This window comes from Caulobacter sp., from assembly GCF_017744445.1.
Taxonomy (GTDB): Bacteria; Pseudomonadota; Alphaproteobacteria; order Caulobacterales; family Caulobacteraceae; genus Caulobacter.
Genome location: NZ_JAGIBH010000001.1, coordinates 462962 through 489285 on the forward strand (window position 1 = coordinate 462962; position 26324 = coordinate 489285).

Below are 26324 nucleotides of genomic sequence, written 5' to 3' on the forward strand. Positions count from 1 at the left end.
CAATAAAGGAGCGCTTGCCGTGGCCGCCATCTGGACGCCCGTCATCCCCGACGGAGACGCCCCGCTCTACGAGCGGCTGGTGGCGGTGCTGCGCGCCGACATCGCCTCGGGCGCCCTGGCCGCCGGCGTGCGCCTGCCGCCGCAGCGCGACCTGGCCTATCGCCTGGGCGTGGGTCTGGGCACCGTCACCCGCGCCTATGTCGAGGCCGAGAAGGCCGGCCTGGTCAGCGCCCATGTCGGCCGCGGCAGCTTCGTCAACGCCGCCGCCGAGCACCGCACCTATGAGCGCACCGGCCCGATCAATCTGGCCCAGAACATCGCGCCGCAGGCTCCGGCCGGCGCGCGCCTGCCCGAGGCCCTGGCCCGGCTGCGCAAGCGCGCCGACCTCCTGGAGCACCTGGCCTACGCCCCGCCCACCGGCCATGACGCCCAGCGACGCGCGGGCGCGGCCTGGCTGGCGCGGACCAGCAGCTATGAGAGCGTCGACTGGCGGCGACTGATCTGCTGCGCCGGCGCCCAGCAGGGCCTGTCCCTGGCCCTGGGCGCGGTGATGCGGCCGGGGGAAACCCTGCTGACCGAATGCCTGGCCTATCACGGCCTCAAGACCCTGGGCCAACACAGCGGCTGGCGCGTGCGCGGCCTGGCCATGGACCACGAAGGCCTGCGTCCCGACGCGCTCGAGCAGGCGATCGTCGAGACCGGCGCCAAGGTGCTGGCCGTGCTGCCCACGCTGCAGAATCCCACCGGCCGGATCATGAGCCGCAGCCGCCGCGACGACATCGTCCGCATCGCTCGCAAGCACGAGCTGACCATCGTCGAGGACGACATCTACGGCGCCTATGCGCCGGGCTCGCCGCCGCCATTCGCCATGCTGGCCCCGGAGCGGACCTTCCACGTCTCGGGCGTGTCCAAGACCCTGGCGCCAGGCCTGCGCGCCGGCTTCCTGGTCGCGCCGGCCAGCGACATGTTCGAGCGGGTGCTGGACGCGGTGCGGGTGGCCACCTACGCCCCGCCGGCCTTCGGCGGGCTGATCGCCACCCAGTGGATCGAGGACGGCAGCGCCGACGCCATCCTGGCCGAGACCCGCGACGAGGCCCGCATCCGCATGGGCATGGTCCGGAGCCTCCTGGGCTCGGCGATCGAAGCCCCGCAGTCCGAGACCGCGCCCCACGTCTGGCTGCCGATGAGCGAGCTGGACGCCGAGCGCCTGGCCGGGCGCGCCCTGCGCGGCGGGGCGGAGGTCACACCGCCGACGGCCCCCGTGGTCGAGGCCGGCTTCGAAAGCGGCGTCCGCGTCTGCCTGGGCGCGGTGCCCGATCGCGAGACCCTGCGGCGCGGCCTGGAAATCGTCGCCAGCGCCCTCTCCAGCGAGGTGGCCGAGCGCTCGCGGGCGGTGATCTAGGCGGTTACTCCCCTATCCGTTTCCCCGGCGAAAGCCGGGGCCCAGATTCATCCGGAGCGGTTTGAGATGATCCGGGATACGCCCGGTCAGCTTCCTAGACGTTCGTGGGTTCGATCTGGGCCCCGGCTTTCGTCGGGGAGACGGAGTTTCTTGCTCACCACAACAACGTCTTCACCCACACCGCCCCGTCCGGCGCGGTCGCGACGTTCTTGATCACCACCTGGCTGTCCTTGGCGATCCAGAAGGTCGTGGGCTTCATCTCCGGACGATTGTAGTCGGTGGTCACCACCCAGCAGTCGACCTTGCCGCCGGCCGAGCTGGTCAGCACCTCGCTGCCCGTCACCTTGAAGACATAGGGCGCCGGCGCGCCGCCGCCCGGATGGTGGAAGACGATCTGGGCCTCGTAGCCGGCCGCCAGCGGCAGGGCCTGGAGGAACTCCATGTCGGTCTCGAAATTGAAGGTCGGCTGTGGCGAGGCGACGTCATAGGCGGCCTGGGCGTTGTCCGGCAGGTCCTTCAGACCGACGATCCGGTCGGGCTTGAAGTCGAAACCCTCGACCTTGGTCTGGCCGTCCTTGGTGGTGCGGCGCTCGTGGGTGAAGGGGCGGAAGGTTCCGAGCTCGAACCAGCTGTCGAGGGTCTTCACCGTCCCGGGTGTCGCGCCATCCCAGTGCTGGACGATGTGCAGGCGTTTGACCCCCGCCTTGTCGGGCTCGATGCGGATCTCGCGGGTCCAGACGTCCAGCGGCTGGAGGGTCTCGCCGACCTGCTTGTAGCGCAGGTAGCGGTGGGTGGCGGGCTTGAGCTTGGCGAACCGCGCGAGGGGCTGGCCGACGGGCACGGGCGTTGTGGCCGCCTGGGCGGAGGCGGCGACGGACAGGGCGAATACGGCGATAGCCGCGCGGAGGGTGAGCGACATGGAGAGCCCCTGGGTTTGGATCGGGGCATGTGAGGGGAGGCGGGGGCGGTCGGCTACTTAAGCTTCGGTAATCTCCCCAACCCGTTTCCCCGGCGAAAGCTGGGGCCCAGATCCAGCCTGAGCCTTTGGGGTGTTCGCGCCTGCGGCCCCGCCAGGTTTGCAGGGGCTGCGGGTTCGATCTGGGTCCCGGCTTTCGCCGGGAAGACGGGGAGGGGATTCAGCGCAGGCTAGCCAGCACCGCCGCCGCGCGCTCGGCCACCGACCCCGGCTCCACCGAAATCAGCTCGAACCCCAGCTCCGCATACGCCGCCTCGTGCACCCGCTCGAACGCCCACGCCTCCTCCAGGCTGATCCGCCGCGCCGCCGTGGGGGTGATGAAGCCCAGGCCCCGCACCAGGAACACCCGGCGCTCGTATACCCCCTCGATCCGCGCCAACTCTTCCCGCAGCAATGGCGAAACCGGATGGCCCAGGAACCGCGCCAGGGCCAAGGCGCAGACCGGCGAGCGGTCGAAGAACACGACCTCGCCGACGGCCCGCACTTCCCGCTGCCGCTGCAATCCAACGATCGCGTCGATGAAGCCTGGATCGGTCCACGGCTCGGCGACGCCCTCGGCCTGGGCGAGCGCGATGACGTCGGTCGCGGCCTCTTCGACCACGGCATGCCCCGCGCGCTCCAGGGCGCGCAGCAGCACGGTTTTGCCAGCGCCCGGGGCGCCGGTCAGGATGTAGCGATGCATGGAGATCCTCTGCGAGGTCCCCAAGGCTTAGCGCGTCTACAGCGCCTTGGCCATGATCACGAAGTGCAGGTCGTCGCGCTGGGGCACGCCGAAGCGTTCGTCGCCATAGGGGAAGGGTTCGGTTTCGCCGGTCAGGCGGTAGCCGCGGCGTTCGTACCAGGCGATCAGGGTGTCGCGCACCGAGATCACGGTCATGGTCATGCGCTTGCCGCCGCGCTCTTTGGCATAGGCCTCGGCGGCCTCCAGCATGGTGCGGCCGATGCCGCCGGCCTGGCGCAGGGGCGAGACGGTGACCATGCCGACGTACCAGGCGTCATCCTCGCCCGGCTGGAGCCAGACGCAGGCGTGGGGCTTGGCGTCCTCGGCGTCGCGCAGGGTGAGCAAGGTGGAGCCGGGGGTCTGCGCTAGGTCGGCCCGCAGGCTGTCCTCGTCGGTGCGCTGGCCGCCCAGCAGGTAGCTCTCGCTGGTCCAGCCCTTCTCGGCCAACTCGCCGCGATAGGCCGAGTTCACCAGCACGGCCAGGTCGGCCAATTCGTGATCCTGGTATGGGCGAAGCAGCGTCATGGGCGGTCCCCGAAAAGCGAAGCTGCGAAGCTAGGAACGCCGCCCGGCCGCAACAACCCGATTCCCGGGGTCAAGCCGAACAATGTTCAGCGCCCGCGCACCTTGTTCCACGCCCCGCCGGTCACGCGGCGAACCATGCCCGCCTCGCGCTTGATCATCTCCCAGGGATGGAAGGCCAGGCCCACCGTGTCGGCCATGGCCGCGCCGCGCGCGCCCATCGGGCGTTCGGGGCCGGTGGTGGAGTCGACGGCGGTCTGGTGCTCGATCTCGGCGTTCAGCTCGGCCCCGACCAGGATGGCCATGATCGAGAACCACACCCAGACCATGAAGGCGATCACCGCCCCCAGCGTGCCGTAGGTGGCGTCGTAGTGCGCGATGTTGGCCAGGTAGAACGAAAAGCCCAGCGAGCCGAACAGCCATCCGGCCGAGGCGGCTGCGGCTCCGATCCACACCCAGCGCCAGCGGGCCTGGGCGCGGCTGGGGGCGAAACGATAGAGCACCGCGAAGGCGAAGGCCGTCATGCCCAGCACCAGCAGCCAGCGGATCGGGGCTATGATCTCATCCAGCGCCGAGAGGCGTGCAGCCCTCAAAAATAGAGGCGTGGCGATCAGCACGCCCGAGGCGACCGCCGCATAGAGCAGGGCGCAGAAGGTGAAGACGTAGCTGAGCAGGGTGCGCGGCACGAGGTGGCGCTTTTCCTCCTCGTCATAGGCGATGTTCAGCCCGTCGAAGAGCGCCCGCATGCTGGCATTGGCGCTCCAGATCGACAGCAGCAGGGAGAAGCCGAAGGCCACGCCCAGCTTGGCCTGGCCCTGGCCGGCCAGCCGCAGCATCTGCTCGCCGACGATCTGGACCACGCTGGGCGGAAAGACGCCGCGCATCTCGCGCAGCTGTTCCTCGACCGTGCGCACGTCGGCGAACAGGCCGTAGAGGGAGACAAATGCGCCGATGGCCGGGAACAGGGCCAGTAGGGTATAGAAGGTCACGCCCCCGGCCACGGCCGGCAGGCGGTCGACGGTGATCTCGCGCCAGGTGCGCCACAGAATGTCGCGCCAGCCCAGCAGCGGGATGTGGCCCGGATGGCGGGCGGCGCGGCCCCGTTTCGGTTCGGCCTGGTCGAAGTCGGCCGGCGGCATGGCGCGGTCTTCCGACAGGCCAGGGGGCGCTTCGATATGCTCTTCGACGGGTTTCTTCGGAAACGCGAACGGCGCGACGGCCAGCAGCACGATCCAGGGCGCCAGGTGGTACGGACGCGACTTCAGGTACTCGAGGATCGGACGCTTTGCTGCGTCGGCCATGAAACGCCCTCCAGGCCTGCAAAACCCGGTTGGGGCGGGGACGTTCCGCGCAAGCCTTGCCACGGGGTGAGTCGTCCACAATCTTGCGCGGCATGGACGCCCGCATCGCCTCGATCTACCGCCACCCGGTCAAGGGCTTTACCCCCGAACGCCTGACCGCCGCGACGCTGGAGGCCGGGGCGTGCTTCCCGTGCGACCGGCTGTATGCGGTCGAGGACGGGCCCAGCGGCTTCGATCCGGCCGCGCCGGGCCACATCTCGAAGATGAAGTTCACGGTGCTGGCCAAGATCCCGGCCGTCGCCAAGGCCCGCACGGCCTATGACGAGGCCAGCGGCGTCTTCACCGCCCGCGCCGAGGGCCGCCCCGACTTCGCTGGCGACCTGCGTAGCGACGTAGGCCGGGAGGGGCTGGAGGCTTGGCTGGCCGATCTGCTGGACGGCGAGATCACCGGGCCGCTGAAGGTGATCGAAGGTCCGGGCGCGCACCGCTTCATGGACAGCAAGTCCGGCTACGTCTCGATCGTCAACCTGGCCAGCGTGCGGGATCTGGGGCAGCGGCTGGGAATGGATCTTGATCCGCTGCGCTTCCGCGCCAACCTGTATGTCGAAGGCTGGCCGGCCTGGGTCGAGAACGATTGGACCGGCAAGACCCTGACCGTCGGGGCTGCGGCCGCCACGGTCCTCAAACCCATCGTCCGCTGCGCCGCCACCCACGTCGATCCCACGACCGCCGAGCGGGATGTCGAGCTGGTGAAGGCGCTGTTCGACAACTACGGCCACATGTTCTGCGGGATCTACGTGAACGTGACGCAGGGCGGCGCGGTGACGGAGGGGGATGGGCTGACGGTCGGCTGACCGTCAACGTAGATGGCTGTCTATGTCCATGGTCTGGTGCAGAACGCGGACGATTTCGATGAAGCCTTCACCACGCCGATAGAAGATGAAATGTGAACCCGTCGAGCGCCGTCGATATCCACTGGGAAGATCTTCGTCGAAAGGGCTGAGATCAGGGTTGGCGGCGGCCAGCGCGATCGTCGCTCGGATTTCTCGCAAGTAGGTCAGTGCTCGCCGCGCGCCCCATTTGGCTTTGGAGTAGACCCAGATTTCGTCGAAATCGCGTTGTGCCCTAGGCGTGAGCCGATAGCCACTCACTCTTCAAGGCCTTCCTCTCTGGCCTTTTCGGCGATGAAGGCGTCAAGATCGAACTCTTCGGCCATGCCGCTTTGCTCGCCTTCGAGGAGGGCGGCGCGCAATCGGGAAAGCCGCATTTCGCGATCTTCCAGAAGCCGCAGTCCGGCGCGCACAACCTCGCTCGCGGAGCCGTAACGGCCCTCCTCGACCTGTTCGGCGATGAAGGACTGGAAATGCTCGCTGAGCACGATGGACGTGTTCTTGGTCATGAACGGCTCCAATCTTTCACAACAATACCAGAACTTGGTACCCCATTCAATCTCGCCACCCCCGCCCCAACACGCTAAACCCCGCCCATGACCCTGACCCTCGTCAAAGCCTGGACCGCCGCCAAGGATCGTCTGAAGGACGCCGGCATCGATCAGCCGTCGATCGACGCGCGCCTGATGCTGGAGGTGGCCGCCGGCGTCACCCGCACCGAGATCGTCACCGATCCCTATCGCGAGCTGACCGCCGAACAGGAAGCGACCCTCGACGAGTACTTGGCCCGCCGCACGCGTCGCGAGCCGGTCAGCCACATCATCGGCCGCAAGGGCTTCTGGAAGATCCTGCTGCAGGTGAACAAGAACGTCCTCACCCCCCGTCCCGAGACCGAGGTCATCGTCGACGAGGTGCTGAAGGCCTTCCCCGAGCAGATGGGCTTTTCGATGCTGGACCTGGGTGTGGGCTCGGGCACCATCCTGCTGGCGGTGCTGGCCGAGCGGCCGGCCGCCAAGGGCCTGGGAATCGACGCTTCTGCCGAGGCGCTGGCCGTGGCCAAGGACAACGCCGCCAATCTGGATTTGAACACCCGCGCGGCGTTCCTGCACGGCGACTGGACCGCCGGCCTGGGCGACGCCAGTTTCGACCTGGTGGTCTCCAACCCGCCCTACATCCCGACGGCGGTCATCGACACGCTGGAGCCCGAGGTTCGCGACCACGAGCCGCGCCTGGCCCTGGACGGCGGCGCCGACGGCCTGGACGCCTATCGCCTGCTGGCGCCGGAGATCCTCCGGGTGCTCAAGCCCGCCGGCATGTTCGCCGTCGAGATCGGCTTCGACCAGTCCGCGGCCGTCGAGGCGCTGTTCCGTGAGGCGGGCGCGCAGCAGGTCAAGACGATCAAGGACCTGTCGACGCACGACCGTGTCGTCACGGGGGTGAAAAATCCCTTGGAAACCGGGGCGTGAACCGTTAGACGAGTCATGTCCCCTTCCAGATCGCCAGGTGACGGGAAAAGCAGGCATCACTGATGCATGCGAGGCTCCCCTGGCAGGCGCGCCCGGTTCGCCGGTCGCCGCGCCGAAAGACAGGGCGGGGGCTCTACGGAAACCAGTGTCTCTGAAACCGATCAGGGTTAGACCCGCTCAGAGACCAGCAAGGCCGGACGCGCCAGCGCAAGACTGACCTCCGGACAGGTTCAGAGAGACCATGAGAGATTTCAAAGGCATGAAGCGCCAGCGCGGCCGCAACAATCGCGGTGGCAGCGGCGGCAAGCCTCAACAGCACAACGCCAACCGCGCTTTCGACTCGAACGGGCCCGAAGGGGTCAAGGTTCGCGGCGCGGCCCAGAGCGTCTACGAAAAGTACCAGCAGCTGGCCCGCGACGCGACGTCGTCCGGCGACCGCGTCCTGGCCGAGAACTACCTGCAGCACGCCGAGCACTATTTCCGCGTCCTGCGCGCCATCCAGCCGAATCGTCCGGTGGCCGACATCGTGGGCAAGGACGTCTACGCGGCCTACGAGATCGACTTCGAGGCCGAGCCGCCGGAAGAGCCGGAAGTGACCGAAACGCCCGCTCCGGCCGAAGGCCAGGGCGAAGGCGGCGAGGGCGAAGGCGAGCAGCGCCGCGACCGCTTCGAGAACCGTGACCGCGATCGCAACCGCGACCGGGACCGGAACTTCGACAACAACCGCGAAGGCCGCGATCGCGACCGTAACCGCGACGACCGTCCGCGCGACCGCGATGATCGTCCTCGTGACGGGCGTGACGGCGAAGGCCGCCGCGACCGCTGGCGCGACCGTGACGACCGTGACCGCAACCGCGATGACCGTCCTCGGGATGACCGTCCTCGCGATGATCGTCCCCGTGACGACCGCCCGCGTGACGACCGTCCCCGTGAAGACCGCTTCCGTGATCGCGACGATCGTCCCCGGGATGATCGTCCGCGTGAAGAGCGTCCGGCCGCCGCCGAGGGCGAACAGCCGCAAGGCGGTGAGGGCGAGGGCCGCGAAGGCCGTCGTCGGGGCCGTGACCGCGATCGTAACCGCGACCGCGATCGGGACTGGCAGCCGCGCGGCGAGCGTGACCCGCTGGCCGTGATCGAGCCGGAAGCCTCGCCGCTGCCGACCTCGAGCGAACCCGCCGGCGAAAGCTCGCCGGTGCTGCGTGGCCAGGACGGCGCCATCAGCGAGGCTCCGGCCTTCCTGGGCCGCAAGTCGACCCGCGCGCCGAAGGCCGAAGCCGCGGCCGCCGAGGCTCCGGCCGAAGCGCCGGCCGCCGAAGGTGGTGAGGAAGCCAAGAAGCCCCGTCGTCGCCGCGCGCCGCGCAGCTTCGAAGCGGGCGAGGGCGCTCCGGCCGGTTCGGAATCCGAAGACGCCTGATCCGCTCAAGAGCGCTGACAAGATCAAGGGAGCCGCGGCAGCGGCTCCCTTTTTCTTTGCCTCTAGAACCGCGCGCGAACGCCCACGGTGTAGTAGCGGCCCATGATGTCCTGGCCGCCCGGAACCGGGAAGGTCAGGCCGATCGAGCCGGCCAGCGGCACGATCTCGGGCTTGGCGTTGCCCACGTTCTGGATGGTGACATAGGCGGTGGTGGCGCCGCCGAACTTGTACTCGACATTGACGTCGGCGCTGTTGAAGGCGCGCACGTCCGGATCGACCCAGTACTGCACTTCCTGCGGCGTGCGCGGGATGTTGGTGATCTTGCTGAAGCCGCTCAGCCAGCGGTCCTGCACGCCGATCGCCAGGTCGCCCCGCTCGTAGCGCAGGAAGGTCGTGACCCGGGTCTTGGGGGCCGAGACCTTGTTGAACATGGCGTTGGTGAAGGCCTGCGAGATGTTGGTCGGCTGGTGGTTGGCGAACAGGCGCGCCGACCACGATCCGCCCAGGGCCTCGAACCGGTAGTTGGCCTCGAAGTCGAAGCCCTTGATCTCGGTATAGGCGGTGTTGAGGCTCTGGTTATAGACCTTGGTCGGGAAGTTGGCCGGGGTCTTGTCGCTGAACGGCAGCGGACGTTCGAACAGCGCGCAGTAGGGCGAGCTGCCGCCCGAGGCTTCGCACAGCTGCTGGATGCTGGTGTTGCCGGCCGAGATCGTGCCGATCGCGTTGTCCATGCTGATCTTGTACCAGTCCACCGAGGCGTTGAAGCCGGGCAGGAAGCTGGGCGTGAACACGACGCCGGCCGTCCAGGTGCGGGCCACTTCGGGCACCAGGTTGGCGTTGCCCTGGCTGGAGATGAACACCGTGCTGCTGGTGTTGGTGTGCTGGTCGACGAAGCCGCTGACGGAGGCCTGCACCGGCTGGAACAGGTCGTTCAGGGTCGGGGCGCGGATGTCGCGCGACGTGGTCGCCCGGAAGCGCAGGCTGTTGTTGACGCGGTAGTCCAGGCCGACCTTCCAGGTCTGGACGCTGCCCGAGGTGCTGTAGTCGGTGTAGCGACCGGCCAGGTTGGCATCCAGGCTGCTGACGAACGGCAGGTCCTTCAAGAGCGGCACGGCCAGCTCGCCGGCGACTTCCCAGACGTTGTTCTTGGCCGTGACATTGGCCGAGACCGGCTGGGCCCACAGCGCCAGGCCCGGATTGCAGATCCGCAGGCCGGTGCAGTCGACGGTGGCCGTCGGGCTGGCGTCGCTCCAGACGGTGTACTTGTTCCAGCGCGCTTCGCCCGAGACGGCGAAGTTGATCGGGCCGGCCCAGGTGTTGAAGGCCTGGCCCGTGAAGCTGCCGCCCACATTGTCCATCGTGTTGATGACGTTCTGGTGGGTGTTGTCGGTGAACCAGTCGAAGGCGTCCTGAGTGATCGCCGTGGGGCCGAAGGCGTTCAGCGGCACGCAGCCCTTGTAGGCGGCGGCCGTGGCGGCCTGGGTGGCGGCGTAGCACTGCACCGTCCCGCCGACCGTCACCGCGTCCAGGGCGGCGAACTGCTTCTGGTAGTTGGAGTTGTTGCGGCTCTCGACCATCAGGTCGTTGCGGCCGTGGGTGAAGAACAGGTCCCAGCGATAGGCGCCCAGCGTGCCCGACAGGCCGGTGTTGAAGTTCGTATATTCGTTGACGTTGCGCGTGCCGGTCAGGCCCTTGGGGCCCGTGCTGATGATGTAGGTCCCCATCTGGAAGGTGTTGGTCGCGTCCGAGGCGCCGTTGTCGCCCAGGGCCGCGCGCGTGGCCGCGTTCAGGAAGGGATTGTTCTTGTAGAAGGTGCTGGCCTGGCCGTTGCCGGGCGTCAGCTTGACCGGGAAGTGCCAGCCGCCGGAATAGGCGTTGGCGTAAGAGGCCTGGGCGTAGAACTGGACGTTGTCGGTCAGGTCATAGTCGAAGCGGCCGAACAGCTCGTCCTGGCGCATGGCCACCAGGGCGGTGGTGTAGCGGGCATAGGCCCCGTCGCCGCCGACGTTCTGGTTGCCGGTGCCGGTGGTCTGGCCGGGCAGGAACGGACCCAGCACCCCGTTGCTGATGAACTGCTGGTTCAGCGCCGCGCAGCCGCCCTGGCACTGGGTGATCTTGCCGCCGAACGCGCTGTCGCCGCGCCGGACATTGGCCGAGGTGGTGAAGGGGGCCGCCTGGGTGCCGCTGCCGGTCAGGGTATAGACGCCTCGGCCATAGGCGCGGTCGAAATTGTCGACGTCGTCGGTCTCGCGGCGCTGGTAAGAGCCGATCACATGGCCGCGGCCGCCCAGCACCTTGGCCCCGCCGGCGATGCCGAACTTGTAGCTCTGGCCGTCGCCATAGGTCGAAATGCCGGCGTTGGCCTCGATCTTCAGGCCGGTGAACTTCTTGTCGAGGATGAAGTTGACCACCCCCGTCACGGCGTCCGAGCCATAGACGGCCGAGGCGCCGCCGGTGACGACGTCGACGCGGCTGATCAGCATCTGCGGCACCGAGTCGACATCGACCGTGCCGTTGGCGTTGGACGGCGTCTGGCGGTGGCCGTCGATCAGCACCAGCGTGCGCTGGGCGCCAAAGCCGCGCAGGGCCAGCACGTTCTGAGCCTGGTTGCCCGCGCCGTCGCCCGAGCGGGTCGGGATCGACGAGCCCTGGAACACCGGCAGCTTGTTCAGGCCGTCCGGCAGGGCGCTGGGCGTGGTCTGGGTCAGCTGTTCGGTCGAGACGGCCGTCACCGGCGTCGGCGCGTTGGTGGCGATCGCGGTGATCCGCGAGCCGGTCACGGTGACGGCTTCGACGACCTGAGACTCGTCGGAAGCCGCCTTCTCTTGGGCCATGGCGTAGCCGCCGCTCAACAGCACGGCTGTCGAGACGCTGACCAGCAGACCCGTGCGACGCACGAGCCCGTTGTTGTATCGAGACATTGGTATTCCACCCCTTTTTGCATGAGCAAGTTTTCCCCTCCTGCTCATCGAGGTGACCGGTTACCCGGTATTACGCTTTGTTATTTTTGATGTTTTTTGAGAGCGTCGAACGGACCTGCGCTGTCCGAGAAATGACCTTTCGTTTCCCCTGAGCGCGCCGCCGTTACGGTCGCGTCCCTGCCGCGACGTCCACGAATGAAAACCGCGCGATTGGCATGACCATGTTTTTCGACTTTGTCAAACTGGCCTGACCAAAAATGTCAGATTGGACTGACGGTTGAGGTCCCTCTCCAAGAGAGACGGTATCTAGGCGGAAACGTCGGCAATGGGTGGTTTGCGGACCTGCCGTGCGTCCTTCTCCCCTTGCGGGAGAAGGTGGCGCGCAGCGCCGGATGAGGGGTTGAAAGGCCTGTCCGGACAACGGAGCGCAACCCCTCACCCGACCTGCTTCGCAGGCCACCCTCTCCCGCAAGGGGAGAGGGATGCCCGTCCAACAAGGGTCGAAAGCCGCCGTTCGCCGGCTCGGTCGATCCCTGACTTCCACATCGTGGGCTCATTACCCCATTTGTGGGAAGCGCTAAGGTCCCCGCCAACGATCGGGGAGCTTCCATGAAGAAGGCGATGCTGGCGCTGGCGGGCGCCTTGCTGCTGGCGACCAGTGGGCAGGCGGCGGAGCGGCTTTCGCCGTGGGTCAGCGCCTGGTCGACCGGGCTGGTGTCGTCTGAGACCGAGAAACCCCCAACCTGGCCGGAAGGGCCGTTCGTGATCCGCGAGGTCGTGCGCCTGACCGCCGGCGGGCCGCGTGTGCGGTTGCGGCTGTCCAACGCCTTCGGGACCGCGCCGCTGAGGATCGACGCCGCGCATGTGGCGCTGTCGGCCGCGCCGGCATCCGCCGCGATCGTGGCGGGCAGTGATCGTAAGGTGACCTTCGACGGGCGCGAGGCGGTGGTCATTCCGGCTGGCGCGGTCTGGCTGCCCGACCCTGTCACCTTGCCCGTGAAGGCTCTTGATCGGCTCGCCGTCAGCCTGACCCTGCCGGCCGCGCTCCGCGCGTCCGGCGCCTTCGACGCCGTGGTCGACCTGGACGCCATCACGCGGGATCCGGCCAATCCTTCGCGCTTGAAGGCCGAGTACGACAGCGGCGACCTGCTGCATCCGTCGCCGGCCGGCTATCGCGCCATGGCGGCCGCCATCCCGCTGGCGGTGCTCAAGTGAGCGGCCTGCTGCTGGCCCTGGCGCTGATGGCGCAGACGCCGGACGTCTATCTTCTGACCGGCCAGTCCAACATGTCGGGCCGAGGGCTGGTCGAGGAGCTGACGGCAGAGGAGCGCGTCGCTGATCCGGCCATCACGCTCTATGGCAACGAAGGGACGATCCGCCCGGCCGTCGAGCCGCTGGACACCGCCGTCGGCCAGGTCGACGCCATCTCGACCGACACCATCGCCGCCGTCGGGCCGGGCCTGTTCTTCGCGCGGACCCTGCACGGCCTGAACGGCCGGCCGATCCTGCTGGTCCCTGCGCCAAGGGCGGCTCGTCGATGGCGCAGTGGAAGCCAAACGAGGGGAAACCGGGCGAGGGCAGGGACACGCTCTACGGCTCGTGCCTGGCCCGCGCCCGCGCCGTGGGCAAGGTGCGGGGCATCCTCTGGTACCAGGGCGAAACCGACGCCGGCCGGGCGGACTCCGCCACCGACTGGCGCGAGAGCTTCGAGGTCCTGGTCGCGCGGTTCCGGGCCGACCTGGGCGGCAAGCGCCTGCCGCTGGTCCTGGTGCAACTGGCCGACCCGCCGTCGCCCGAGGTTTCCGCGCCCAAGACCTATCCCTCCTGGGCGGCGATCCAGGCGGTGCAGGCCGGCCCGCTGCCGCCGTGCGTGGCCATGGTCCCCGCCGGCGGCCTGCCGCTGAAGGCCGATACGCTGCACCTGACGACGGCGGGGCAGCGGGCGCTGGGTGGGAAGCTGGCGGTGGCGATGGCGGGGTTGTTGAAGCAGGGGTGTCGGTAAACCACACCCTGATCTCCGCAAACCAACCCTGCCTTCCTAGGCCTTGTGCCTAGGACCCATCGTTCCGGTTCTGCTGAGCTCCTCTTGTGATCGCCCCCGTGGGCCGCGCTACACCGGCGACGCCGCGCCCAGCCGCGCCATGGGTCCTAGGCACAAGGCCTAGGAAGGCAGGGAGAGGAGGCGGTTCGGGGAACCGCCGAACTCCCGCCCCACACTCGCGTTACCCCTGACCGCACAGCTCAGGAGCCGCCCATGCGTTTGCCCGTCGCTATCGTCCTGTCCCTGATGGCCGCCGGCTCGGCCCACGCCGCGTCCGGCGACTGGCGCGCCGACGCCAAGGGGTCGGATGTCCGCCGGCTGGAGCAGCTGGACGAGGCCTGGGACGCGGCGCTGTCGCAGGCGCGCGCCGAGGGTCACGGGCGTGAGCTGAAAGCCCTGGGCGCGCTGGTTGATCCCGACGTTTCCCTGGCCCGCCCGCAGCCGACGCCGGGCGCCTACCGCTGCCGCACCATCAAGCTGGGCTCGCCGAGCAGCGGGCCGTCCTATGTCGCCTATGGCTGGTTCCGCTGCCGGGTCGCGCTGACCCCGGGTGGCGACCTGATCCTGGAGAAGACCACCGGCAGCCAGCGCCAGGCCGGGAACCTCTATCCCGAGGCCAACCGGCGCCTGGTGTTCCTGGGCGCGGTGGCGTGGGGCACGGGGGAGGGCCGGGCCCGCTATGGCCGCGATCCCGACCGCGACCAGGTCGGGGTGCTGGAGCGCGTCGGCGCGGGCCAGTACCGCCTGGCCCTGCCGTGGCCCAAGCAGGAGTCGAAGCTGGATATCCTGGAGCTGCGCCGCTAGGCGCTCGCGCCCTGACTGGCCGCCATCGCGTCGCGCATCCGGCCCCAGGTCTCCAGGCTCATGCTGGCCAGGTACTCGTCCTGCATCTGCGGGGTCAGGATCTCCATCATCTGGCGGCCCTCGATCCAGACCTCGACCACGCCGAACATGCCGCCGCGCTTGCGGTACTTGGCCGGCCAGCCCTCGCGGGCGCAGATCGCCATGACCGCGTCCAGGTCCAGGCTCGTGGCGACCGCGCCGTGGCTGGCGCTGTAGGCGACCTGGCCGGTGGCCTCGCCATAGGCGTCCGCGTCGCCGTCGGCCTCGCGCAGTACGACATCGGCCGGATAGACCTCCAGCGCGGTGCCGCGCGCGTCGCCGGCCACGGCGATCCAGCCATTGTCCGACACCGGCGGAAACGGAAACGCCTCGCCGCCCCACAGCTGTGCGAAGACCTCGGCCACGCGCTTGGGATCCCGCGCGGCGATCGACATGTGAAATAGCATTGTTATCCCCTTCGGTTGAGGCCGCGCTTGATGCTATGTGGCACAAAAAGTGTCAATCGAAATTTGACACAAAATGTGCCGCGCTCTAAATCCGGGTCATGGATGGTGAGATTCCCGAAGTTCCCGACAGCAAGCCGCCCGGCGTTCGTGAAACCCAGAAGCAGGAGATGCGCACCCGCATCGCCGACGCCCTGATCGACCTGCTGGGCGAGGGTCGGATGGACATCAATCACGACCTGATCGCCGAGCGCACGGGCGTGGCCCGGCGGACGGTCTATCGCTACTTCCCCGACCGCGAGGCGCTGCTGGCTGTCGCCCACCAGCGGGTGCAGGAACTGGCCGGGCCGCGGGTCACCTATCCCACTACCGAGGCCGACCTGGTGGGCGACCTGCACGACATCCATACCGGCTTCGACAGCATCGCCGCGATCGCCACCCTGGTGCGGGCCACCCCGCAGGGCCGGGCCATGCGCCTGGCCACCAACGACGCGCGTCAGGCCCGCTACCGCGCCGTCACCGCCGACTTGGTCAAGGACCTGCCGCCCGAGGACCAGGACCTGGCCACCGCCATCCTGCAGCTGCTGCACACGACCTCCTGGCTGGAGATGCGCGACCACTGGGGCCTCTCGGGCGACAAGATCGCCAAGGCCGCCGGCTGGGCCATGCGCACCCTGATGGCCGACCTGCGGGCCCGGAACGGCCGGCCGCTGGACGAGGACTAGATCCCCGAAGCGTCGCCGGTTGCGTCCGGGCGGGCGGCCGGAGATAAGTCCTATGTCGCGTTCGCAACACAGCCGAGCTTCATGGCAACCTTCCGCCACCTGACCCTGCCGCTCCTGATGGCCGCCACCCTGCTGGGCGGCTGCGCGTACAATGCCGACCTGGGCCGCGACCAGCTGCTGATCGTCAATGACGACAGCCTGATCGGCGAGGGCGAGAAGGCCTGGGCCGATACGCTGCGCACCTCGTACATCTCGAAAGAGCCGCGCAAGAACGCCCGCGTCCAGGCCGTGGGCCAGCGGGTGATCACGGCGGCGGGCCTGGCCAACCGGCCGTGGGACTATGCGGTGTTCCTGGACGAGGCCCCCAACGCCTTCGTGCTGCCAGGCGGCCATGTCGGCGTGACCGTGGGCCTCTTGGCCCTGGTCGAGAACGACGACCAGCTGGCCGCCGTCATCGGTCACGAGGCCGGCCACGTCGTCGCCCGCCACGCCGCCGAGCGCGTCTCGCAGGAGCGGACCTCCAAGATCCTGTTGGGCATCGCCGGGGCGGCCGCCGGCGGCACCGACTTTGGCAAGCTGCTCAAGGACCACGGCGACCAGGCCGCCAAGTTCGGCGTGCTGCTGCCGTTCTCGCGCAAGCAGGAGCTGGAGGCCGACAAGCTGGGCGTCGACTTCATGCAGCGCGCCGGCTACCGCCCCCGCGAGGCCGTGGCCCTGTGGCGCAACATGCAGGCGCAGGACGCCCAGGCCGGGCAGTCGGGCGGCGGCGACCTGGGCTCGACCCACCCCTCGGATGCGGTGCGAATCCAGGAACTGGAACGTTATCTCGCGAGCCGGGGCTGGTGAGCCTTGTGTGGCTAGAGCGCCACACCTAAATGCCCCATCGGGACCGGCCGTGCTCATTGGAGGCGACCGGTCCAGATCCGCCTAGGAAGGGGACACCTTAGACACATGAATATCGACCTCTATTCGGACCGCGCCAAGCAGGCCGTCCAGTCGGCCCAGAGCCTGGCCCTGGCTCGCGGCCACCAGCAGTTCGCGCCCGAACACATCCTGAAGGTTCTGCTCGAGGAGAAGGACGGCCTGAGCCGCGCCCTGATCCAGAGCGCCGGCGGCCGCCCCGACCAGTTGGACGGCGGCGTCGAGACCCTGCTGGCCAAGACCCCGCGCGTCGATGGCGCCGGCGGCCAACTCTACATGAAGCCCGACACGGCCCGCGTCTTTGCCGAGGCCGAGAAGTCCGCCAAGGCGGCGGGCGACGCCTTCGTCACCACCGAGCGCCTGCTGATCGCCATCGCCAAGGAAGGCGCGGACGCGGCCAAGCTGTTCAAGGAAGCCGGCGTCTCGGCCCAGGCTCTGGAGACCGCCGCCAACGCCATCCGCAAGGGCCGCACCGCCGACAGCGCCAATGCCGAGGAAGGCTATGAGGCGCTCAAGCGCTATGCCCGCGACCTGACGGCCGCCGCCCGCGACGGCAAGCTGGACCCGGTGATCGGCCGCGACGAAGAGATCCGCCGCACCATCCAGGTCCTGTCGCGCCGCACCAAGAACAACCCCGTCCTGATCGGCGAGCCCGGCGTCGGCAAGACCGCCATCGTCGAGGGCCTGGCCCTGCGCATCATCAATGGCGACGTGCCCGAAAGCCTGAAGGACAAGAAGCTGCTGTCCCTCGACATGGGCAGCCTGATCGCCGGCGCGAAATATCGCGGCGAGTTCGAGGAGCGCCTGAAGGCGGTCCTGGGCGAAGTCACGGCCGCCGAAGGCTCGATCATCCTGTTTATCGACGAGATGCACACCCTGGTCGGCGCCGGTAAGGGCGACGGGGCGATGGACGCCTCCAACCTGCTCAAGCCCGCCCTGGCGCGCGGCGAGCTGCACTGCGTCGGCGCCACCACGCTGGATGAATACCGCAAGCACGTCGAGAAGGACGCGGCCCTGGCTCGCCGGTTCCAGCCGGTGTTCGTCACCGAGCCGACGGTCGAGGACACCATCTCGATCCTGCGCGGCCTGAAGGAGAAGTACGAGGTCCACCACGGGGTGCGCATCAGCGACAGCGCCATCGTGGCCGCCGCGACGCTCAGCAACCGCTACATCGCCGACCGCTTCCTGCCCGACAAGGCGATCGACCTGGTCGACGAGGCCTCCAGCCGCGTGCGCATGGCGATCGACAGCAAGCCCGAGGAGCTGGACGAGATCGACCGCCGCCTGGTGCAGCTGAAGATCGAGCGGGAAGCCCTCTCCAAGGAAACCGACGCGGCCTCCAAGCACCGCCTGGAAAACCTGGAAGTCGAGATCGACGACCTGCAATTCCGGTCGGACGAGATGACCGCCCGCTGGAAGGCCGAGAAGGACAAGGTCGGCGGCGCCGCCCAGGCGCGTGAAGCCCTCGACCGCCTGCGCGCCGATCTCGCCAACGCCCAGCGCGCCGGCGACTTCGCCCGCGCCGGCCAGATCCAGTACGGCGAGATCCCGGCCCTGGAGCGCCGCCTCGAGGAAGCCGAGCAGGGCGACACCGCCGCCCTGACGCCCGAGGTCGTCGACGCCGAGCAGATCGCCGCCGTCGTCAGCCGCTGGACCGGGGTGCCGGTCGAGAAGATGCTGGAAGGCGAGCGCGAGAAGCTGCTCAAGATGGAGGACGAGCTGCGCGGCCGCGTAGTCGGCCAGGACGAGGCCCTGACCGCCGTGTCGGACGCCGTCCGCCGCGCGCGGGCCGGCCTGCACGATCCGTCCAAGCCGATCGGCAGTTTCCTGTTCCTGGGCCCGACGGGCGTGGGCAAGACCGAGCTGACCAAGAGCCTGGCCGAGTTCCTGTTCGCCGACGAGCACGCCATCACCCGGATGGACATGTCCGAATATATGGAAAAGCACTCGGTCAGCCGCCTGATCGGCGCGCCTCCCGGCTATGTCGGCTACGACGAGGGCGGGGCGCTGACGGAGGCCGTGCGCCGCCGTCCGTACCAGGTGGTGCTGTTCGACGAGATCGAGAAGGCCCACCCGGACGTCTTCAACGTGCTGCTGCAGGTGCTGGACGATGGTCGCCTGACCGACGGCCAGGGCCGCACGGTCGACTTCCGCAACACGCTGATCATCATGACCAGCAACCTCGGCGCCGAATTCCTGGCCAACCAGGAAGAGGGCGAGGACGTGGAAGCCGTCCGGCCGATGGTGATGAACATGGTGCGCGGCCACTTCCGCCCCGAGTTCCTCAACCGGATCGACGAGATCATCCTGTTCAAGCGCCTGTCGCGCGCGCACATGGGCGATATCGTCAAGATCCAGCTGCAACGCGTCGAGAAGCTGCTGACCGACCGCCGCATGACGCTGTCGATCGACGCCGAGGCCCTGAACTGGATCGCCGACAAGGGCTACGACCCGGTCTACGGCGCGCGCCCCCTGAAGCGCGTGATCCAGAAGGAACTGATCGACCCGATCGCCCGCAAGCTGCTGGCCGGCGAGATCGAGGACGGCGGCGTCATCGCCGTCGGGGTCGAAGGTGGGCAGCTCTCGTTCGGCAAGGCGACGTTGCAGTAGGGCTCGAAACTCCCTCTCTCTTAGAGAGAGGGAGGGGCCCGCCGCGAAGCGGTGGGAGGGTGAGTGGTTACACCCTCAACCGGCGTGCCGGCACTGACTCCGCTAGGCTGTTCCAAGATCGTCCACGGGCTTCGCCTACCCACTCACCCTCCCACGCCTACGGCGCGGGCCCCTCCCTCTCTCCATGAGAGAGGGTGAAGGGAGAGGCGGCCCTTTTTCTTCCGCCCACATCGCGGTATCTCCCCGCATGGCCAAAACCACCAAGCTGATCACTGAATTCGACATCGAGGTCGACGGCGACCCCTATGTCTGGCGCCTGCACCGCCTGCCGCAATGGTCCTACGACCCGTCCGAGCGCCACGGCAAGGTGATCGGCGTGCGCCACAAGGAAGGCCAGCGCGAAGCCCTGATCGAGTTCCCGCCCGGCCCCAAACCCAAGTTCAGCGCCCCGCCGCTGAAGCCCTCGCAGATCCCCGTCCGCATCGTCGCCAAGGCCATCGCCTCGGCTGTCGAGGCCGGATGGGAGCCGCTGTCGCGGGGCAAGCCGGTGGTGATCTACGTGGACGAGGAGGGGAACTGAGGGGCTTCTCTCTGGCTTGGCGATTGAACGGCCGGGTCGCCACGCTAGGAGCAGACCTTGGTCTGACCCCAGGAAGTCGACGTTCATCACTGCGACACTAGACCGGCCTACGACTACGCGGCCTTACACTGAGTGCGAATTGCCTTCGCATGATCATCGTCTGCCGCGAACATCAGGGCGAGCATAGCGGCGTTGGCGTCGCGTGTTTCCTCCACGGTCATAGACGAGTGAGCGATCAGATCTTCAAGGCTGTCGGAGTGAGATTCGACTTGCGTTAGCCGCTCCAGCGCCACGATGCGGGCTTTGTCGAAATTGGGAAGCTTTTTCGCCAGCGTATCGAGCTTCTGGGAGATAGGGTGACTGCCGGGAACCTTGAAGGCCAGAAAGATCTCCAACACCCGCCGGATGACATTCGGCACCATGAACCAATATTCTGAGTGCCCTTCGCCTGTAGCTTCGAGCTGAAGCATCTTGTAGCAGAGGAAATGATACTCGGAATCGTGGCCGCGAAGTTGAGCAGGCATCTCGACGATAGTTGCCGTGCGCAAACCCGTGGCAGCAGGTGCTTTCACATCCATGAATAGGAGTGTGGCCTTTGCAGATTTGCCATCTTCATTTTTCGACAAATTACGCCAATTCTTCTTGAACTCGTTCATGCAGTGCTGATTGTGCGTTAAGACGAATACCTGTGCTGCCTCTGCAAGGCGATTGCGCACGAGCGCGCATGCATAGTTCATCGCCTTGGTGTCGAGGCTAGATATTGGATCGTCGATGACAACAATCAGGTCCTTAAGCGACCGTCCTTCGGACTCAAGTGTCGACAGGAAATAGCAGAGCGCAATGGCAGTCTTTTCGCCCTCGCTTGGCTGCCCTCGAACCAGCTTGCCGTGGCGATGCAGCTCGTACCCCTCGACGGCTGCTACGATCGTCAACTCGCCATGGCCAAGGTAGGCGCGCACCAGCTTTGTGATCTGTTCGGCAGCAGGACCATGCGACTTTACCTTGGCGTTCAGATCGCGAATTTTTTCCTGAATATCTGCGTTGTCCTGATCAATCTTCTGCGCTGCTGCCAATGCATCGCTGTATGATATTTCCAGCGATGCGTAGTCTGATTTTCCCTCAGAAATGTAGTGCTTTCGAATAGATTCGCGCGCGTTGTCCTGGCGTTTCACGAAATCCTCGGTCGCGGTGTTATGTTGACTGATCAACGCATTTGCCAGTGCCACTGATCCAACGAGAGCTTCACTGCTCTTCTGCAGCGCTGCCGTCGTCGGCAGTGCATGCGCCACCGCATTGGTCGGTTGGGTCAGTCGCGCGAAGACAACCCGCTCTGCCTCCTTCAAGTGCGTCTGAATGTTTCCGAAGTTCTCGGCGATTGCATTGGATGCCTTGGCGTAGTCAGCTTGTAATGAGAGATCGAGTTCAATCGGTTTTGGCCATCGGCCTTGCAGTCCGAGAGCAGCTTCTAGAAGATTTGAGGCCTGCGTCCGTGTTATCTCGAGATCCACCAAGAGGGAGGCGATTTTATCATTTAGCGCTGCCGCCAACTTGTCTTTGCGCGCCTCTGTCAGGACGCTTCCGCACATCAGGCACGTCTCCAAACTGTTTAATGCGTGGTAGTCGTGCCCCTCCTTCATCCATGGCACCATGGAAGGGTGCTTTTCGAGTTCTGCAAGCACGACTTGGCCGATGCTAACTTCGCCAAAGTGGCGAGCGCTTTCGATCAGGGTTTGAATCGCCGCGACATCGATTTTGATTTCCTCAAGCGTCGGCGGTGGTGCGGATAACTGCGCGACATTGATCAGCGCCTTCAACGCTTCTTCGGCCAACACCAACTCAGGCCCATGAGGTAGCTTCTCGTAGTCCGCCTGAAGTTGTCCGGCTTCGTAGCGCCGACTGGCGGAATGAAGAGCGCCAGCCACGACCTTGGCTCGCTCCGTGCGGTAGGTCTTTAGGGCTTTGTCCGTGGCTTTCACCACGTCGCTTTGTGCCTTCTTGGCGGCTTCGCCTGGGGGCACAGACGCTTGTGCTGCCTTCAGCTCAGCGGCTAGGTCGGCTTGTTCTTGACTGATGTAAAAAATGGAATTGGCCCGACCCACACCCCATTGAAGGTTGCGCTCGATGAAGTCGGTGTTGAAGACGCAGACTCGATTTTCCAACCCCGTCAGCTTCTTGGGTGCGCTGAAGCTCGTGGCATCGTCCATCTCGATATCGAAGCTGCATTCTTCCGGTAGGGCCTCGTGATGCTTGCCAACTTCGAGGCATGCGAAGACGCGGGAAAGTGTGCTCTTGCCCGAGCCGTTGAAACCGTAGACGAGGTTAAATCGCAGGAAGTCGGGAGCTTGATCCTTAGCACCCCTGTCGGCGAGTATTCCGGCACCCTTGAGCGTCTTTATTCTTTTGATGATAGCCATGCGCTCCCCCTGTTATAGGGCGAGCGCCGGTTCTCTATCTGGCTATTTCTTTGCCCGAGACGAGTTTACACGCGCTCGGCTTAGTTGTGATGGGTGGGTGTAACCAGTTCGGGTATTTGCCCTTGGGCTCTGGGCTGCTCGCTTAAGTGAGCTCATCTTTGTGCCCACAAACCAGCATTCAAAATGCCGCCTAAGCGTCACTTCCGCGTGGCCTGTATATACCGCCGAGGTCCGCATAGGCCGGAAGCCGAACCCCATCCGACCGCCCCCTACCGCACCCGCAGTCCATCCATCATCACGCCCAGCAACCGCCGCGCGCCAACCTCCCAGCCCGGCCGCTCATACCCCTGGCTGAGGCCCCCCATCATCCGCAGGATGTCCTCGAAGCCGATGTCGCCCCGGATCTCCCCGGCGGCGTGGGCGGTGTCGATGAGCTTCTGGAGGGCCGGCAGGATGGTCGCGCCGGCGCTGGCGTAGACGCGGGAGCCTTCGCCGGGGTCGGCTTGCAGGGCGGGGGCCACGACGCGCTTGGTGGCCATGTAGTCGATCAGCAGGTCAAGCCAGGCGGCCAGGGCCTCGCCGGCCGGGCGGGTCGCCATCAGGCCGTCGGCGGCTTCCGCCAACTGCTCCAGCGCCCGCGCATAGACCGCCGCCACCAGGGCCTCGCGGGTGGGGAAGTGGCGGTACAGCGTGCCGATGCCCACGCCGGCGCGGCGGGCGATCTCTTCCAGCGGCGCGTCGGCGCCCGTCTCGGCGAAGGCGGTCTTTGCCGTCGTCAGCAGCAGTTCGCGGTTGCGCAGGCTGTCGGCGCGGGGCTTTCGCGCCTGGGGAGCGGAATCTTCGAGCATCGCACTTGAAAAACGGAGGGCGCCTCCGAATATGTATCCGGAGCCTTCCTCCACTTATCCTCCGGATCGGCTCGGACAACAACCCACATCCTTTGGGGAAGCGAGAGAGTCATGAGCGAACAATTCGGCGCCAAATCCACCACCGACGACGTCCTGGCCGGCGTCGACCTCAAGGGCAAGCGCGTGCTGGTCACCGGCGTGTCGGCCGGCCTGGGCGTCGAGACCGCCCGCGCCCTGGCCGCCCACGGCGCCGACGTCGTGGGCGCGGCGCGCGACCTCCGGAAGGCCGAGGGCGCGACCGCCGTCGTGCGCGAGGCGGCTGCGGCGAGCGGCGGTTCGCTGCAACTGATCGAACTGGACCTGGCCAGCCTGGCGAGCGTCCGCGCCGCCGCCGACGCGCTGGTCGCCGATGGCCGCGGCTTCGACCTGGTCATCGCCAATGCCGGCGTCATGGCCACGCCCCTGGGCAAGACCGTCGACGGCTTCGAGACCCAGTTCGGGACCAACCACCTGGGCCACTTCACCTTCATCAACCGCATCGCCAGCCTGCTGAAGGCCGGATCGCGGGTGGTGTCGCTGGCCTCGTCGGGGCACCGCTTCTCGGACGTGAACCTGGAAGACCCCAACTTCGAGACCACCGAGTACGTCCCGTTCGCCGCCTATGGCCGCAGCAAGACCGCCAACATCCTGTTCGCCGTCGAGTTCGACCGTCGCCACAAGGATCGCGGCGTGCGCGCCGTGGCCGTGCATCCGGGCGGCATCCAGACCGAGCTGGCCCGCCACCTGGACCCGAGCTTCATCCAGGGCATGATCGACAACCTGAACGCCCAGGCCGAGGCCAGGGGCGAGCCGCCGCTGGAATGGAAGACGATCCCGCAGGGCGCGGCGACCAGCGTCTGGGCCGGCGTCGTGGCGCCGATCGACGAGGTCGGCGGCCGCTATTGCGAGGACTGCCACCTGGCCCCGCCGGTCGAGGACGCCTCGGAGGTCCGCTTCGGCGTGCGCTCGTACGCGCTGGATCCGGCCAACGCCCAGGCCCTGTGGGCGCTGAGCGAGAAGATGGTCGGCGAGACGTTCTAGGCGCGGAAGGGGCGGGGAGGCGATCCCGCCCTAGCCGTAATGGATGTCGTAGCTGCCGGCGCCCGTGCCGACCGTCAGGCCGGTGACGCCGGTCAGCTTGATCAGGCCGTCGCCCAGATTGCCGTCCACGGCCGAGTTGACGCCCGCTCGGGTGTCCTGGGCGTAGACATAGGTGTCGCCGCCCCAGGTGAAGACCGCGCCGGTATTGGCCGCCACATGGGCCGAGACCGCGATCAGGGCGTCCTGCAGGGTGGCCTTGCCGTCGGCGTAGGTCTGCACATCGGCGGTGATGGCGTGGATCTGGGTGTCCAGCACCAGGTGGTCGACGCCCTTCTGGAAACCGACGATCTGGGGCGGCGCGCTCAGGGTGACGGCGTTGAAAAGGTACAGGTTGGAAAGGCCGGCGCCGGGACCCGAGGCGGCCCCGGCGGTGTCGTAACCGCCCGCGCCCAGGCTGATGGTGTCCACGCCGGCGCCCAGATAGACCTTGGCCGATGCCGGGCTGCCGGACGCGTTGGCCGCCCAGTCGAAATAGAGGCGCAGGCTGTTGGTCCCGTCGCCCAGGCGGACGACCTGCTCCGTGCCCGTGACGTTGATCCGGTAGGCCAGGTTCAGGTCGCCGGCCTGCCGGGCGTCGATATTGGTGAAGTTGCTGGCGATCTGCGCCGTCAGCTTGCCCGCGCCGTCGATGACCAGGTTGGGGACGGGCCCGCGATAATTGGGGCTGATGGCGCTGTTGGTCGAAAAGCCGACGATCATGCCGGCGGTGCTGTCGGTGTCGACGTGCAGGGCCAGGGTCGCGTTGTTGTCCAGCGGGCCGTCGCTGCGGGCATAGAACACGATCGCGCCGCCGTCGGGCTGGTAGTAGCCGCGACCGACGCTTTCCTTGGTCGTGGGCGCGCCCATGAAGTTCTGCAGGTGGACGTCGACGCGCGCGCTCTGGTCGGTCGTGCCGTTGGCCGAGAGGATCACGCCATTGGACGCGTCCTTCAGCACCACCAGCTCGCGATTGTTGGCGCCGATGCTGACCATGCCCGCGGTCGGGTCGTTGACGAGGTCGTAGATCACCGTCGCCCCCTGCACCGACGGCATCCCGCCCGAGTGCAGGTAGACCGTCTGGAAGCCGCTGATCGCGCCTTCGTGGAAGGTCGTCCCACCGTCGATATGCAGGGTGTTGGAGGCGCCCGTCGCGGTCACGGTCGCGCCCGGGACCGAGCCGCCCTTGAGCCAGACGGTGTTGCCGCCGCCAGTCACGGCGACGCTGCTGATCTGCTCTGGCACGCCCAGCGAGCCGGGCGTCAGGCCCAGGCGTCCCAGGACCAGGGTGTCGCCGCCGTCGGCGGTGACGCGGCCATAGACCGTGCCGGTGACGGTGACCTTGTCGTGGCCCGGGCCGGCGGCGAGGGTCTGGCCGGCCGCCAGGTCGCCGGTGACGGTGATGGTGTCGTCGGCGGGCGTCGCGGCCGGCGGGGGACCGTAGATCGTCGTCAGCTCGCCGCGGAAGAAGGCCACGCCGTCGGTCGCCAGGTCGGCCAGAAAGGCGTCATTGGCCTTGGCGTAGGTCCCGATGTCTTCCTTGGCGGCGGCGGCCAGCAGCCAGCCGACCATGGCGGCCTTGGTCCCGATGCCGTCCAGCCCGTCGCCGCCATACGTGGCGAAGTAGGCGTTGCGGGTATAGGTCCCGCCGCGACCATCAGGCACCTGGCTGTTGAGCAGCTCGTCGATCTTGGCGTCGGTGGGCGAGACCCCGAAGATCTCGCCATAGGCCTTGGCCACCGCCTGGCCCATGGTCAGGGCGCCGTAATTGGCGCTGAACCAGGCCGCGCCCTCGCCGCCCTTGCCCAGGTTCATGGCGAAGTTGATGTAGCGGTTCTCGACATTGAAGGCCTGGTAGTAGGCCGAGTTCAGGTTGTTCGGGTTCGGGCCGCCGGCCGAGACCAGGTAGTCGAACCCGTGATGGAACGGCGTCGAGCCGGTGAAGAAGTTGTAGGCCAGGCTGGCCACCGAGGTCGTGTCGACCGCCAGCCGGACGACCTGGGCCTGGGCCGCCGCCAGGGTCAGGGTCCCGCCGTCGACCTGGGTCGACAGGGTGGTCAGCAGGGTCAGGTGCGTCGCCGGGATGTGGCTGAAGTCCGACCGCATGACGTTGTCATAATAGGTCTTCAGCGCATGCAGGGTGGTGGCCATGAACGCAACGCTCCCGATC

At 67.4% G+C, this 26324-nt stretch carries 22 protein-coding genes and 3 pseudogenes; 13 read left to right on the plus strand and 12 right to left on the minus strand.

Features of this window, described 5'->3' with window-relative positions:
• Positions 1–19 precede the first annotated feature (19 nt).
• The gene (locus J7528_RS02290; protein WP_291870903.1) at positions 20–1402 is read left to right on the plus strand and encodes a PLP-dependent aminotransferase family protein; all 1383 of its coding nucleotides are present in this window, start codon (positions 20–22) and stop codon (positions 1400–1402) included.
• A gap of 154 nt (positions 1403–1556) precedes the next feature.
• Here J7528_RS02290 and J7528_RS02295 read toward each other — a convergent pair whose 3' ends face one another.
• The 4 genes from J7528_RS02295 to J7528_RS02310 all read right to left on the minus strand — a co-directional run bounded on the left by J7528_RS02295 (position 1557) and on the right by J7528_RS02310 (position 4922).
• A complete protein-coding gene (locus tag J7528_RS02295; RefSeq protein ID WP_291870905.1) occupies positions 1557–2321 on the minus strand; it encodes a DUF3108 domain-containing protein in 765 nt (254 codons plus the stop codon).
• Between the two features lie 217 nt (positions 2322–2538).
• On the minus strand, positions 2539–3060 hold the full coding sequence (locus J7528_RS02300; protein ID WP_363269669.1) for an AAA family ATPase: 522 nt from the start codon (positions 3058–3060) through the stop codon (positions 2539–2541).
• 36 nt (positions 3061–3096) lie between these two features.
• Positions 3097–3624, minus strand: coding sequence for a GNAT family N-acetyltransferase (locus tag J7528_RS02305; protein WP_291870907.1), 528 nt, complete (start codon positions 3622–3624; stop codon positions 3097–3099).
• An 86-nt stretch (positions 3625–3710) separates the two neighbouring features.
• On the minus strand, positions 3711–4922 hold the full coding sequence (locus J7528_RS02310; protein ID WP_291870909.1) for a YihY/virulence factor BrkB family protein: 1212 nt from the start codon (positions 4920–4922) through the stop codon (positions 3711–3713).
• A 92-nt stretch (positions 4923–5014) separates the two neighbouring features.
• Here J7528_RS02310 and J7528_RS02315 point away from each other — a divergent pair, with 92 nt between their 5' ends.
• Positions 5015–5776, plus strand: a complete 762-nt coding sequence (locus J7528_RS02315; protein ID WP_291870911.1) for an MOSC N-terminal beta barrel domain-containing protein — start codon at positions 5015–5017, stop codon at positions 5774–5776.
• A 3-nt stretch (positions 5777–5779) separates the two neighbouring features.
• Here the strand turns inward: J7528_RS02315 and J7528_RS02320 are convergent, their stop codons facing one another.
• Together J7528_RS02320 and J7528_RS02325 are read right to left on the minus strand one after the other, a co-directional pair.
• A complete protein-coding gene (locus J7528_RS02320; protein ID WP_291870913.1) occupies positions 5780–6073 on the minus strand; it encodes a type II toxin-antitoxin system RelE/ParE family toxin in 294 nt (97 codons plus the stop codon).
• A complete protein-coding gene (locus J7528_RS02325; protein ID WP_291870915.1) occupies positions 6070–6321 on the minus strand; it encodes a type II toxin-antitoxin system ParD family antitoxin in 252 nt (83 codons plus the stop codon). The genes J7528_RS02320 and J7528_RS02325 overlap by 4 nt, the downstream gene beginning before the upstream one ends.
• Positions 6322–6408: 87 nt before the next feature.
• Here J7528_RS02325 and prmC point away from each other — a divergent pair, with 87 nt between their 5' ends.
• The 3 genes and pseudogenes from prmC (at position 6409) to J7528_RS02340 (ending at position 8692) form a co-directional block, all read left to right on the plus strand.
• On the plus strand, positions 6409–7278 hold the full coding sequence (gene prmC / locus J7528_RS02330) for a peptide chain release factor N(5)-glutamine methyltransferase (RefSeq protein ID WP_291870917.1): 870 nt from the start codon (positions 6409–6411) through the stop codon (positions 7276–7278).
• Between the two features lie 37 nt (positions 7279–7315).
• Positions 7316–7515, plus strand: a pseudogene (locus J7528_RS02335) (hypothetical protein); the annotation flags it as partial.
• A gap of 4 nt (positions 7516–7519) precedes the next feature.
• Complete coding sequence (locus J7528_RS02340; protein WP_291870919.1) at positions 7520–8692, plus strand: DUF4167 domain-containing protein; 1173 nt, start codon at positions 7520–7522, stop codon at positions 8690–8692.
• 62 nt (positions 8693–8754) lie between these two features.
• Here the strand turns inward: J7528_RS02340 and J7528_RS02345 are convergent, their stop codons facing one another.
• Positions 8755–11613 carry a TonB-dependent receptor gene (locus J7528_RS02345; RefSeq protein ID WP_291870921.1) on the minus strand — a complete coding sequence of 953 codons (2859 nt, stop codon included), beginning with the start codon at positions 11611–11613 and terminating at the stop codon, positions 8755–8757.
• A 609-nt stretch (positions 11614–12222) separates the two neighbouring features.
• On the opposite strand from J7528_RS02345, the gene J7528_RS02350 reads away from it, so the two are divergent.
• The 3 genes and pseudogenes from J7528_RS02350 (at position 12223) to J7528_RS02360 (ending at position 14458) form a co-directional block, all read left to right on the plus strand.
• Positions 12223–12828 carry a hypothetical protein gene (locus tag J7528_RS02350; protein WP_291870923.1) on the plus strand — a complete coding sequence of 202 codons (606 nt, stop codon included), beginning with the start codon at positions 12223–12225 and terminating at the stop codon, positions 12826–12828.
• A gap of 71 nt (positions 12829–12899) precedes the next feature.
• A pseudogene (locus tag J7528_RS02355) lies at positions 12900–13615 on the plus strand (sialate O-acetylesterase).
• Positions 13616–13867: 252 nt separating this feature from the next.
• Positions 13868–14458: a DUF4893 domain-containing protein gene (locus tag J7528_RS02360; RefSeq protein ID WP_291870926.1), complete on the plus strand. Its 591-nt coding sequence runs from the start codon at positions 13868–13870 to the stop codon at positions 14456–14458.
• Here J7528_RS02360 and J7528_RS02365 read toward each other — a convergent pair.
• Complete coding sequence (locus J7528_RS02365) at positions 14455–14931, minus strand: hypothetical protein (protein ID WP_291870928.1); 477 nt, start codon at positions 14929–14931, stop codon at positions 14455–14457. The two genes, J7528_RS02360 and J7528_RS02365, sit on opposite strands and share 4 nt — an antisense overlap.
• 110 nt (positions 14932–15041) lie before the next feature.
• Here J7528_RS02365 and J7528_RS02370 point away from each other — a divergent pair, with 110 nt between their 5' ends.
• The 3 genes from J7528_RS02370 (at position 15042) to clpB (ending at position 19196) form a co-directional block, all read left to right on the plus strand.
• On the plus strand, positions 15042–15665 hold the full coding sequence (locus J7528_RS02370; RefSeq protein ID WP_291870930.1) for a TetR/AcrR family transcriptional regulator: 624 nt from the start codon (positions 15042–15044) through the stop codon (positions 15663–15665).
• A gap of 81 nt (positions 15666–15746) precedes the next feature.
• Complete coding sequence (locus tag J7528_RS02375; RefSeq protein WP_291870932.1) at positions 15747–16511, plus strand: M48 family metallopeptidase; 765 nt, start codon at positions 15747–15749, stop codon at positions 16509–16511.
• Positions 16512–16616: 105 nt separating this feature from the next.
• On the plus strand, positions 16617–19196 hold the full coding sequence (gene clpB, locus J7528_RS02380; protein WP_291870934.1) for an ATP-dependent chaperone ClpB: 2580 nt from the start codon (positions 16617–16619) through the stop codon (positions 19194–19196).
• Between the two features lie 26 nt (positions 19197–19222).
• On the opposite strand, the pseudogene J7528_RS02385 reads toward clpB, so the two are convergent.
• Positions 19223–19339, minus strand: a pseudogene (locus tag J7528_RS02385) (hypothetical protein); the annotation flags it as partial.
• 104 nt (positions 19340–19443) lie between these two features.
• Between J7528_RS02385 and J7528_RS02390 the strand changes: the two are divergent.
• Positions 19444–19776: a hypothetical protein gene (locus J7528_RS02390; RefSeq protein ID WP_291870936.1), complete on the plus strand. Its 333-nt coding sequence runs from the start codon at positions 19444–19446 to the stop codon at positions 19774–19776.
• Between the two features lie 113 nt (positions 19777–19889).
• Here the strand turns inward: J7528_RS02390 and J7528_RS02395 are convergent, their stop codons facing one another.
• Positions 19890–22190, minus strand: coding sequence for an AAA family ATPase (locus J7528_RS02395; protein ID WP_291870938.1), 2301 nt, complete (start codon positions 22188–22190; stop codon positions 19890–19892).
• A gap of 269 nt (positions 22191–22459) precedes the next feature.
• Positions 22460–23038 carry a TetR/AcrR family transcriptional regulator gene (locus tag J7528_RS02400; RefSeq protein ID WP_291870940.1) on the minus strand — a complete coding sequence of 193 codons (579 nt, stop codon included), beginning with the start codon at positions 23036–23038 and terminating at the stop codon, positions 22460–22462.
• Between the two features lie 111 nt (positions 23039–23149).
• Between J7528_RS02400 and J7528_RS02405 the strand changes: the two genes are divergently transcribed.
• Positions 23150–24118 carry an SDR family NAD(P)-dependent oxidoreductase gene (locus J7528_RS02405; protein ID WP_291870942.1) on the plus strand — a complete coding sequence of 323 codons (969 nt, stop codon included), beginning with the start codon at positions 23150–23152 and terminating at the stop codon, positions 24116–24118.
• 30 nt (positions 24119–24148) lie between these two features.
• Here the strand turns inward: J7528_RS02405 and J7528_RS02410 are convergent, their stop codons facing one another.
• Positions 24149–26305, minus strand: coding sequence for a bluetail domain-containing putative surface protein (locus J7528_RS02410; RefSeq protein WP_291870944.1), 2157 nt, complete (start codon positions 26303–26305; stop codon positions 24149–24151).
• Positions 26306–26324 lie beyond the last annotated feature (19 nt).